Source organism: Humiphilus diazotrophicus (assembly GCF_059726315.1).
This window is the reverse complement of the sequence record NZ_AP040871.1, coordinates 294,399-306,306: the sequence shown is the minus strand read 5'-3', so window position 1 is coordinate 306,306 and position 11,908 is coordinate 294,399. Positions and strand designations below refer to the sequence as shown.

The 11,908-nt window shown below is 55.9% G+C and carries 5 protein-coding genes; 1 reads left to right on the top strand and 4 read right to left on the bottom strand.

Going from position 1 to position 11,908, the window contains the following annotated elements:
* Positions 1-7: 7 nt before the first annotated feature.
* The 4 genes from tdh to AC6I7T_RS31315 form a co-directional block, all read right to left on the bottom strand.
* A complete protein-coding gene (tdh, locus tag AC6I7T_RS31330; RefSeq protein ID WP_497795392.1) occupies positions 8-1,042 on the bottom strand; it encodes an L-threonine 3-dehydrogenase in 1,035 nt (344 codons plus the stop codon).
* Between the two features lie 118 nt (positions 1,043-1,160).
* Positions 1,161-2,456 carry a DUF3472 domain-containing protein gene (locus AC6I7T_RS31325; protein ID WP_497795391.1) on the bottom strand — a complete coding sequence of 432 codons (1,296 nt, stop codon included), beginning with the start codon at positions 2,454-2,456 and terminating at the stop codon, positions 1,161-1,163.
* 250 nt (positions 2,457-2,706) lie between these two features.
* Positions 2,707-6,477 carry an outer membrane beta-barrel protein gene (locus tag AC6I7T_RS31320; protein WP_497795389.1) on the bottom strand — a complete coding sequence of 1,257 codons (3,771 nt, stop codon included), beginning with the start codon at positions 6,475-6,477 and terminating at the stop codon, positions 2,707-2,709.
* Between the two features lie 15 nt (positions 6,478-6,492).
* Positions 6,493-8,823, bottom strand: coding sequence for a glucosidase family protein (locus AC6I7T_RS31315; protein WP_497795388.1), 2,331 nt, complete (start codon positions 8,821-8,823; stop codon positions 6,493-6,495).
* A gap of 325 nt (positions 8,824-9,148) precedes the next feature.
* Here AC6I7T_RS31315 and AC6I7T_RS31310 point away from each other — a divergent pair, with 325 nt between their 5' ends.
* Positions 9,149-11,536 carry a tetratricopeptide repeat protein gene (locus tag AC6I7T_RS31310; protein ID WP_497795387.1) on the top strand — a complete coding sequence of 796 codons (2,388 nt, stop codon included), beginning with the start codon at positions 9,149-9,151 and terminating at the stop codon, positions 11,534-11,536.
* Positions 11,537-11,908 lie beyond the last annotated feature (372 nt).

The following is an 11,908-nucleotide window of genomic DNA, read 5'->3' as shown; positions in this document are numbered from 1 at the left end:
CAGGCTTCTAGATCAGGCTCGTCCAATCCAACACTACTTTGCCAGCCTTGCCGGAGACCATTACATCGAACCCCTTCTGGAACTCACTGTAGGGATAGCGATGCGTAATGACCGGGGAAATATCCACCCCCGATTCCAGCATCACGGACATCTTGTACCAAGTCTCGTACATCTCCCGACCATAGATCCCCTTGATGGTGAGTAGATTAAAAATTGCCGATCGATAATCGAACGGCGTCACCTTGCCCGGAATGCCCAGGATGGCGATCTTGCCGCCGTGACTCATGTTGGCCATCATATCTTCGAGTGCCTGCGCGTTGCCAGACATCTCCAGCCCGACGTCGAAGCCTTCCAACATTCCAAGCTTCTTTTGCACCTCGCGCAGTGGCGTCTCATTGGGGTTCACGGCCATCGTGGCGCCCATCTTTCTCGCCAGATCCAGCCGGAAAGGATTCAGGTCCGTGATCACGATACGGCGCGCGCCAGCATAACGCGCGACGGCAAGGGCCATGATGCCGATCGGACCGGCGCCGGTGATGATCACATCCTCACCCAGTACCGGAAAAGAAAGCGCCGTATGCACCGCATTGCCGAAAGGATCGAAGATGGCCGCAACTTCCTGATTGATGTTGGGGCTATGCCGCCAGATATTGGTCATGGGAAGCGCGATGTATTCGGCATATGCACCCGGCCGGTTCACGCCTACGCCCTTTGTCGTCGCGCAAAGATGACGTCTGCCGGCGAGGCAGTTGCGGCAGCGGCCACAGACCACATGGCCCTCGCCACTCACAATATCTCCGGGGAAAAAATCGTTAACGTTCGATCCGACCTTGACAATCTCGCCGACAAACTCGTGTCCAATAATCAGGGGTACGGAAATAGTCTTTTGCGACCACTCGTCCCACTCGTAAATGTGCACATCCGTACCGCAGATTCCCGTGTAGCGCACTCGCACCAGCACATCGTTAATGCCGATTGTCGGCTCCGGAACATCTTCCAGCCACAATCCCCGTTCCGCCCTGCTCTTCACCAACGCCTTCATTGTCTTTCCTCCATCAGAGCGCGCTCAGCATTTCTACCGGCTCGCTGCGAATCTACAACGGCATAAGTCTGATCACAGCCCTTGCGACAGGTGTGCCGTCCCGCGTTCCCGATGCCGCTCATTCCGTTCCGGCCGCCATCGGGAGTGACACCTGCGGAGCCATTCCACCTGCAGCACGGTTGAGCTCGTCTCCATATTCGATCGTCTCAGCCTTGAAGCCACCGTTGGTGAGATAGAAGCGGTTGCCGATGACGCCCGCGCCGCGATCGAGACGATCCTTATAGATTCCACGCGCGGTATGAGTGAAGCGCGCTTTCGTCAATTCGATCCAGCGGCCATCGACGGTTTTGATCCACTGGTTGCCAAACTCCGCGCGCCGCAGCTGCTGCCCGTTTGCACCGCTGAAGTCCTCGTTGAAGGAGTAGAGCCCGCGCAGATACTTGCCGTCTTTCGGCGCGCGGAAGCTGGCGATCAGCCCCCACGACTTCTTCTCGGGAAAGTAGAACCACGCGGTGTAGATCGTCGAGGCTCCGTCGGGCCGTGCGCTGACAAGAAAGCGATAGGTCTCGCCCGTCTTCCAGGAATACACAAGATGACTGTGAAAGCCCGTTCCCTCGTTGCCAAAATTCGAGGTCACCACACCCTCTCCCTTGGCCAGCAACTGCACGCGGTCTTCGGCAGCCACCTTGTCGCGATCCGTGGGTTCCTTTCCGCTGTCCCAAACCGAGAAGATGATTTGCCGCTCTGTGGGGCTGTTTACCTGAATGCCAAAATAGCCGCGTGCAAATCCGCACGCCTCGTAGTAGGACCAGAGCGGATCCTTCTGCACGGTCACTTCGTTATAGAACGATTGAACATCGTCACCCGGGGGCACAGGATAGCTCAAGTGCACCGACGGAGCGCCGCGCTGCGGCGTCAGATTGAAAAGAGCATTCTTGGCTGCCGTTCCATCCAGCAGAAGCGATTCGACCGAGCCGAATTCCTTCCCGGATTTCTTCACGCCGGAGAGCGCAAAACGATAGGCCTTCACCTCGCGAATATCGATTGAACCGAAAGAAACCAGAGCCGAGCCGGAAGTTCCAAGAATCTTGCGGACACCCAGATCGCGATCGTCCACCTTCATGCGCAGTGTCGAGGAACTGCCTTCGGGAAGTTGCAGCCGTACGGCAAGATTGAGCTTGCCCGGCGTCCGGATTTGTCCATACCAAACCAGCGTCACGCCGGCATCAGACCACCCTCTGACCGCTCCGGATTCGGGCATTTCCAAAGCTTCCGGGTTGGGTTCCGTATACGCCGTAGCTCCGGGGATATACAGAGAAGACTCAAACTTCTGGGCCGACGCACGAGAGCAAATCAAGGGGAACAACATCGTCAAGCAAACGATGAGCGTAAGATGCAGTTTCTGTGATTTCACAGCCAGACTCCAGAGAAAGAGAAAATGAACTGTGTGAGCAGAGGCATCGAAAACGCCTCAGCATCTTGAGAGCATTTTCGCTTTCCTGCAGACCAGAAACCGATGACCGCGTGGCCGTTCCGTCAAAGAACGGACACACTGCACTGAATTCCGCTGGACCATACTAAAAGCGAAAATGCTCCAAAAGGCCACTCAGCGCCCGATTTCTGACGTCGAGTGGCCCGGTTTGACTACTGTTTGCGCATGACAGTTACCACAAGACCTTAACGGCTAACTGCACATAACGCGGATTGTTGCTTTGACCCCAGCTCTTGTCGACGGTGCCGAAGTCTGCGGCCACAGGATTGTTCGAAACATCCCAATAGAACGTCGGATGGTTCGGAACGTTCGTTACTTCAAGACGGGTCTGCAGATTGACGCGCTCGGTCAGCTTGAACATCTTGGCGAGGTTCATATCGAGCTGGCTGGTGCCGGGCACACGGATGCTGGCTGTGTAAGGCTGTGCGGTAACCGGAGCGTACGGAGCCGTGGTGGGATACCAGCCACTACCTTGCGAGCAACCAGATGGCTGGTCGACGCTCGGGTTGGGTTCGAAGTATCCGGGGGCCTTGGACGTAGACGCATGCCACTGCCATACGCAACGATTGATCCCCAGATCGGCCAGGTAGTTCTCCGAATGTTTTATCTTCGGGCCATGAATGTTTCCTTGCAGGTTATAGGTGGGCAAATTGTTGCTGTCTTTTGGCATCGTGAAGGGCTGTCCGGTCTCCAGGAAGTAGCTTTCGCCGATTTCCCATCCACCGATCGCGGCATCCACCAGCCGATTGACCTTGGAAAAGTACTTCCTGCCGCGGCCGACAGGAAAGTTGATCACTCCTGTTAGCGTGAAGCGGTGGGTGCGATCGATGCCGGCGATCGAACGCATCGGAATCAGATAGTCCTTGTCCACGTATCCGCCCGACTGCATGGTTTTGGACCATGTCCAGGAACCACTGAACTGTTCCCACTCGGTGCGTTGCAAGTAGGTGGTCTGCAGCGAGTTGTACCAGCTCCGTCCCCTGTTCAATCCGTTTTCGGTCACGGAGTTGGCAAAGAGCGGATATTTTGAGTGCAGGTTCAAATTGCTGATCGTCGAAGAAGACTTCCACGAGCCCTGGAGCCCGGAGAGGTTGTAGAGGGGGTTGGGAACGCTTTTCTGGCAATTCATACGCGGTTGGGGATTCGATGCCGTCCCGTTCAGGTCGTTACAGCTTGCCCGCAGCGTTTCATCTATGGCAAGGTTAGGCGACTTTACGTCAGCCGCATAGCTGTTGCTGCCCACATAGCTGACATCTAGTTTGCCGGTCGAGCCGATGGACTGTTCCACACCCAGTGAGTACTGATACACGTAGGGCCACTTGTGATGCGGGTTCATGAAGCTGACAGACAATCCAGCATTGGTCTTCAAGCCCTGGGATGAGCCCGGAATCGTAGGAATGCCGCCAGAGTTGAAGAAGGGGTTACTGAGCATGCCGTCCGTGGTATCGGAGTTGACATACGTCTTGCCGTCGTTCTGCGTGTTGACGAAGTTCGGTCCCTGAGAAAACCCAACCGCCGAGGGCTGATCGCCCATCTGCGCAACCACCAGACGTCCGGCGCCGCCGCGAACAACGGTGGTGTGCCGGAGGGTGTAGGCAAATCCGATACGAGGCTGCCACTTGGTGTAGTCCGTATCCCAGGCTGCGGAACGGCCTCCGGTCTGAGCGAAAGTATAGCCGCCCATCAGCTTGCCTCCCTGTAAGTTGGGGAACTGGGCATCGAGCGCTGGTGCATCCAGCGGGTTCGTTGCCGTCAAGTCGAACCCTGTGCTGAGCCAGTTGTGACGAGCTGTCGGCGGCGTTGCCAGATCGTAACGGAATCCAAGATTCAGCGTTAACCGCAGAGTGATCTTCCAGTCGTCCTGCACCCACGGAGCGATGTAGTGCCAAGTGTAGGTCGGCGTTAGCGAATTCTGTACGCTTACGCTGTTCGGCTGGCCGAGCAGAAAATCCAGGAAGGCGTTGCCGCTCATACCCGCCGTGCTGATGCCTGAAGGCAATTGCGCGCCGTCGTCGTAACTCCCCGAGTCCCAATACTCTTGCGTGGCTTGGCCATTGGAGCCGATCTGCATGACGTTGGTCCAGTTCGTATTCGACGATGTGTGCGTGGTGCGCAGGTCGATTCCTGCGCGCAGGTTGTGTGCCTTCTTGTTCCAGCTCACGGTCGGCGCCAGGCTGAACGTGTCGTCCGGAATCCAGAAACGATCCCTCGATGTCGACAACCAAGAGCCGTATCCCTGCCCCGGCGCCGTGGCAGGCTGCGCCATCGTCCAACTGATTTGCGGGAAGCCCGTCTTTAGTGGAAGGCTGTTGATGAAGGCCGAGCCCCATCCCAACTTTGTGGGATCGTAGTCCCAGGTTGAAGGTGTGCCGTCCGACCGCCAGTAGCGCTGGTAGCTTGCATGCACATCGAACAGAAGATTGTCGCGCTGGACATGAACCCAGTCGATGCCAACATTCTGGTGATTCTCCTCGAAGACATCGCCGTTCAGGTACGGAACATTCGTAGGCGTTGTCCAGGAGGTCTTAATATTGTCGTCGTGAATGTAACTGAAAGAGAGATGATCCTTGCCGCCAATCACCTGGTCAATCTTGCCGATGTAGTTGTCCATGTTGGCTTTGATCGGCAGCCGATCGACCCAGATTTTCTCCCAGGGCTGTGTACCCGAGATCGCCCCTGCTGTGGGCGTCGCGGTGTCGACGATCATCTTGACGATCTTGAGTGCAATTGGATTAAAACGGTTCACCGGAACGCAGTTATATCCTTGGGCATTCCCGCAGGTGGTAGCTCCTGTACTTGCAGTCTTGAAAATCGAACGGGTGTAATTGTTGCCGGCATTTGCCGTGTTGACATCGTAGACAGGATATAGATTGCCATTGCTATCGGTGAAGTTGGAGAAATCGCCATTCAACCAATCCTTGTTGGGAATGTCGTAGAGACCGTAGTTCGGCAGCTTCTGGCGGAGATACTCCGCGTTGAACATGAAGAAGGTTTTATCATGGCCGTTATAAAGAAACGGAATGCGGACAGGTCCCTGCACTTCATAACCGTACTGATCTTCTGTGTGGCCGGGACGATTGGTGTTTGTCAAACCGTTGACCCAGTGATTGGCATCCATATAGCCGCGCTTGGCAAACTCATACGCGGTACCATGCAAAGAGTTGGTTCCGGACTTCAACTCCATACTGATTACGCCGCCCGAGGTACGTCCATACTGCGCGTCGTAAGGGTTAGTAACAACCTTGAATTCCTGAATGGCGTCGATAGATGGAATCGCCGATGGACCGCTCGACCACCATGGAATCGAATTATCCGGCTGGCCATCGATCGTGTACTCGGTGTTCTGCGCTGCACCGCCGTTGATACTGTAGAAGGAAGCATTGTATGCGTCGGTTGGAGGCCCCTGTGAACCAGGTCCGTTTTCATTGGTCACGCCGGCAACCGCATCGAGCAGCGCCAGAGGATTGCGCCCATCGACCGGCAGTTCGGTGATCGTCTTGCTGTCAACCACCGTGCCTCGGTCGCCTTTTTCCGAATCCAATGCTACTTGTGCCTGAGAAGCACTTACTGTGACGGTTTCGGCCGTAGCGTCTCCAACCTGGAGGGTAAAGTCCATCGTAAGAGTCTGAGAAATGCTTAGGACTACAACTGGATGCGTGGTTTTCTTGAAACCTGACGCACTGATTGAAACCTCCATCTTCTGGCCTGGATGTAGAAAAGGAACAGAGTAGACGCCCTTAGAGCTGGTCTTTGTCTCGATCACTTCATTCGTATCGAGGTTGCGAACCGAGACTGTGGCGTTGGGTATTACCGCTTTTACCGAATCGGTGATTGTACCTGTAATAGTCGCGCGGTACTCCTGTGCGTGTCCTAGGCAAGGTACAAGAGATGACGCAAGCAAAATGAGCATGGTAAAACATGCCCACTTATACATTGTTTGCATACTACCTCCTTAAAGTCAGTTCGCCGTTTTCAGAAACTGCGCGTAACGGGCCGCGTACTCACGCACATACTGGGCAACTACGGCCTGATAGCTCAGGTCTGGCTCTGCAGCCTGCCTGTGCCATTCAAGTTGCACGATATGGGTGTGCGCGGGTAGAACAACGGAATCGCTCTTGACCGGAATCGAAACTCCGTCGGCGACGATTTTGCTTATCTCCAGGAACCACGGAAGATGGAGAAGCAAGTGTGAGGGGGTATCGCTAAACGCATCGTGTAGGTTGAGTACAGCGGTTGTGGAAGAAAGCACGTTCAGAGATAGATCGACCGTGCCAAAGCTCGTGGGTACGCGATCCACTTGAATCTTGCTGCCGGAATAGATCCAGGCTGGCGAGATCGCGGAAAGAAGATGCAGATCGTTGCCTTGCTCGCGGACAAACATGTTGCGCATCGTGATGCGCAGGCGGGCGGCATACCATCCATGCGGAGTCAGGTTGTCATGGAAGTCACGATCGCCCCACGGCACGATGCTGGTCTCGAACCCGGCATGAGTGGAGCTGGTGTGAAGCAGTTCCGCGTAGAGATCCTGCACGGCCAGCCGCTGATCGCCCAGAACGAGTTCGTCCTCTGTGTTGCTGAAGCCGATGTAATCGTGCAGAAGCTGCCCATCACTATAGGTCATGATGCCCTCTTTGTATTTGGCGCGGGTCGCGTCGAGAGTGGCCTTAACCATCGGATTGTTGGGCGGAAGCACCTGCTCCGGATACAGGGTGAGCATATTGTCCCAGTCCTGTCCCGGCTCATTGTCGAGACCGGCTGTGATATAGCCGCCCGTGCGGCTCGCGACATGCTCGAAGGCCCGCATCACCGCCGCGTGGTAGTCGTCATACTCTTTCTGAAACTGCGTGGCTTGCTGCGTATGGCCGGTGGCCTTGGCCAGCAGGATCGCGTTTTGAATGCCGTCAAGTCCCCAGATGTTGTGCCCGGTGATGTGGCCAGTGATCGCTTCATCGTCGCCGGGTGTGGCTGAGGGAAGCAGATGCTGCGGATCGGACTTCCGTGCCTGCTCGATCCATGCCACCGCCCGCTCGACGGAGGGAAACACCTTGTCCGCGAAGGCACGGTCGTGGGTAAGGGCGTAGTGCCGTCCGTAGGACCAAAGTACCTGGCCCACGCCGTCGTATTGGCCGGCCTGCGAGAGGAAGTTCCCATCGGGATTCTGATGGGGTCCAAAGAAGTCCAGCACCTGACGCGCGTAGTCGGGATAGCCGGTCAGGTCGTACATGCTGGCGATGAACGAGGCGTCGCGCAGCCAAAAGGCGTGGTAATGGAAGTCGTTGACCGTCTGCACGTAATCGTCGCCGATTTTGTTGCGCGCGATCAGGTCGTAGATCAGGCTCGCCTTGAACGTATCGTTTGCCTTGTCTTCCGGCGTCTGAATGTCCATGCCTTTACTGAGGATCTGTTCCCAGCCATCGATGGTGCGTGCGCGATACGTGTCGTAACCGGCTTCCCGGATCTGCGATTCCAGAGCGGAACCGGCCGCAATCGGAATCACCGGCATCTTCCAGTCCAGGCTCACCTCTTCGCCGGGCTTGAGCGCAAGCTGGTAACGCACGATTCCCACCGGAGAGGTCGGGTCCGAGGTGAGCACCTTCGACTCAAGCACGTTGGAAGGAGCCGGGTCCTCATTCAGCATGTACTGCAACGTGTGCGGAAGCTTTTCCGGAAAGTAATAGAGAATTTGCCCATCGCGGGCGATCATGTCGTGGCTGGAACTGTAGGCCCACTTGGAGTTGAAGGTCGTCCCCGGCTGGACGTAGTACCCCGGTTTGCTGGACGCCCTGGGACGAGAAAAGCGATTGCTGGCCTCGCCATTTATACTGTTGACCGTACCCGCATACCGTATTCCGCTGGAAATCCAAGCCATGCGAGACTCCTGCATGGTGTTCCGGATACGCACCCGGATAAAATCCACCTGTGCCCCCGAAGGCGTGCCGTCAAGCGTGGCTGCAAAGCACTCAAACTCATATCGGACGCCATCGCGCTGGAACGCGTACTGTATGACCGGGAGATAACCGCGCAGGAGTGTCTTGACACGCTGGGAAACAGGTACGGCTGGGTTCCCGGTAAAGAACATCAACTCGCCAAAGCCGGTGTAAAGAAAGCCTTCCGGCGAGATCAGCGTCCCGGACGGAGCATCCATTACACCGATTTCGTCAGTTGGCTGACTGTAATACGAAAATGGCTCGTTGCCGGCATCGATGGCAGGATTCACCATCTGCGCTGACAGAGAGAGGGAAACGCCAGCCAAGGCAGCCGGCAGAAAAAGATTCCTAATCTTAAACATTAACGAAACTCCGTACGGGTTTCCCCGGTTGTTGCTGCTCGAAACGTGCTGAGCAGTCGCATTGGACGCGTACGCTGACCGGGCGCTCCGGTTCAACTTCAACAAGAACCATTCGAAACTGATGATCGGGACCATAGCTCCGCCGGGAGAGCGAAGTAGTGAGACGGGGTGAACTCAAGCTGAAATTTGGCTGAAATCCTGCAACTTGTTTAAGTTATGCTCGACATGTGAGAGGTTTCTGTAGCTCGGGAAGCGTTTGCTTCACAGCAGACGCTCTGACTGTAACTTGACTGCACTCAATTTGCACCAGAGTAGGGAGGGCGTAGTGACCGTCGACGAACCACCTATCATCGGGTATTTTTTCGGCGACTTTAAGGTTGACGTCGTTCGAGGATGCCTGGCGCGTGACGGCAAGGAGCTTCCTCTCCGTAATCAGAGTTTTCAGCTGCTTCTCTACTTTGTCGAGCATCCGGATTCTCTGATCTCCAAAGACGAGTTAGCCGCAGTGCTCTGGAACGAGACTGCGGTCACCGATAACGCTCTGGTGCAGTGCATTACCGAAATCCGCCGGGTACTGAACGATGATCGGCACAATCCCCGCTTCATTAAGACCATTCTTCGGGTCGGTTACCGTTTTGTTGCCGATGTGAGTGTGATCCGCGATGAGCATAACCCGCCGGTTCACCAGCCCTCTGGCTCTCCTGCCGTCGGCAGAAGGCAAGAACTGGCAGCGTTGGCAATAAGCGACGCGGCTCCGAGGCCGGAATCGCTTAGGCCTGTCCCTGTCTGGCGACGAAAGGCGGTGTTGCTTGTACTGGTCGTATTGATCGCCGGGACGCTTCTTCTCCTCTATGAAGTCAAGAGGTATGCGCCGGAGCGGTCTAGCAGCACAAGCACTTCCGTTTTAGGGCCGCCAACGCTAGCCGTCTTCCCCCTGGCCAACGCCACCGGACGTCAGGATCTGGATTGGTTGCGGGAGGGCCTCTCGGACATGATCCTGACTGACCTGGCCAACACCGGCAAATGGAATGTGCTGAGCCGCGAGAAGATGCACTCTCTGGTAGACGCAAGCGATCGCTCCGGCGCGCTTTCGCAGAGCCAGTCACTGGCGATTGCCCGCTCAGTTCATGCAACCGACTATATTATCGGCAGCGTTTCGGCCTCCGGTCAGCAGATCACCATTAACATCGAAATTCGCGATGGCAAAGATGGCCATGTGGTGGGCTCGGATAGCGATTCAATGATCGACCCGCTGCAGATTGTATCCGCGGCGAGTTTGCTCTCAACCGACATTGCCCACCGGCTTGGATTTCGAACCGATGCGCCTCCCTCGCTGTCCAACGTTATGACTAGCAATGTGGAGGCTTATCGTTACTATTCGCTGGGCGTGGAAAAGGCCGAGCAGTTCCAGAACGCGCAAGCCATCGAAATGTTCAAGAAGGCCATCAAATTCGATCCCAAGTTCGCCATGGCCTATGCGCGGATCGGTTACGCCTACGCGGTGCAGGACTTTCAACCGGAAACGGGCCGCCCTTATCTGGAAAAGGCGATTGCTCTATCCGCATCTTTGCCAACCCTGAACCGTCTCTATATCGATGCATGGTTCGCCATCTCGAGCTCCGACTACGACGCCGCCATCGGCATTCTGCACCAGATCATCCAACAGTATCCGGAGGAGACCGAAGCCGACTGCGAGCTTGCCCGTCTGCTGCGTGGACAGGAACGCCTCGAAGAAGCCGCTACGCTCCTGCGCCACGCGATCCAGACCAACCCCAGCGCACAAGAACTCTATAATGTGCTGGGCCTGATGCTGATCTCCATGGAGCGTTATCCGGAGGCTATCGTTTACTGCAAGCAGTATGTGGCTCTGGCGCCACAGAATCCCAATACGCACGACAGCCTGGGCATGGCTTACCAACTGGCCGGTCAGTACGATGACGCACTAGCCGAATACAATGAAGCATTGCAACTGGACCCTGAGTTCGAACCATCGATTGTCCACCTCGGCGATACCTACTACCAGATGGGCCGTTACCGCGATGCGCTACGCGAGTACAGCCGCTACATCGAGGTGACTGAATCGAGCAACGCCAAGGCGCTGGGTTACGGCAATATCGCCACCGTCTACGCGACCATGAACCGTATCACGGATGAGCAGACGGCCGCCAGAAATGAGTTGCGCTTCAACCACACATCGGTCTGGAGTTCTTTGCAGCTTGCGCTGGCAAAACATCAGAAAGATCGCATCGCGGCGTTGGAAAAAATCCTCTTTGAGAATCTGCCCAACCCCGAACGTGGCACTGCGCACAACCTGCGGATGGAACTTTACTATCGCGGAACTATCGAACTGCGCAATGGCGACACGCAAGGAGCACTCGCCCACTTCCGCTCTGCGATACAGCACATGCCAACCGCTTCGGGCATCGATTCGTACGAGGACTGCCTGGCCAACGCCTACCTCGAATTGAGTATGGCTCCGGAAGCCATCGGAGAATATCAGCGGATTCTCAAGCTGAATCCTAACTACCCACTTGCCTACTTCCATATGGGACAGGCCTTACAGAAGCAGCATCGCTGGCCGGAGGCCGTCGCCTCTTTCCGCCATTTTCTGAAAGCTAACTCCACAGCCGACCAGGACAGCCCACAGATAATTGAAGCCAGGCGCAGCATTGCCAATGGTGGCCAATTAGAAGCATCGCGCCACGCATTCTGAGAACAACGTCAACCGACTGCCCCTCCGCCCTGAGTGCAAATCGATTCTGATCCAAAGTCTTGCAGAATAATCGCATCGTTTCCTGTTGCACGAGAGAAGAAGAGCATGACTTTGCGAAGTACGACATGGAGAGAGCCACCAGGATCGCGAGCATCGACGTCATTTCTGAGACCTCAAGATCCTCGTTGTGACATCGGTGCCCATCTGCGAGAGCATCGGCCATGTAGTATGCCGCTGTCAGATAGACGTATGCACGCTCAATGAATTGGAAAGAAGCAGGCGCAATATCTGCTCCCAGGCTGTTAATCGCAAGGGAGACGTGGCTAAGGTAAAGGGGGCGACCATCCTGAGGATCGCAGCAGATTGCCACGA

Bases quoted from the DNA above. Each gene is read 5' to 3' on its own strand.
- AC6I7T_RS31315 (WP_497795388.1), bottom strand. From the start codon at position 8,823: ATGTTTAAGATTAGGAATCTTTTTCTGCCGGCTGCCTTGGCTGGCGTT.
- tdh (WP_497795392.1), bottom strand. From the start codon at position 1,042: ATGAAGGCGTTGGTGAAGAGCAGGGCGGAACGGGGATTGTGGCTGGAA.
- AC6I7T_RS31320 (WP_497795389.1), bottom strand. From the start codon at position 6,477: ATGCAAACAATGTATAAGTGGGCATGTTTTACCATGCTCATTTTGCTT.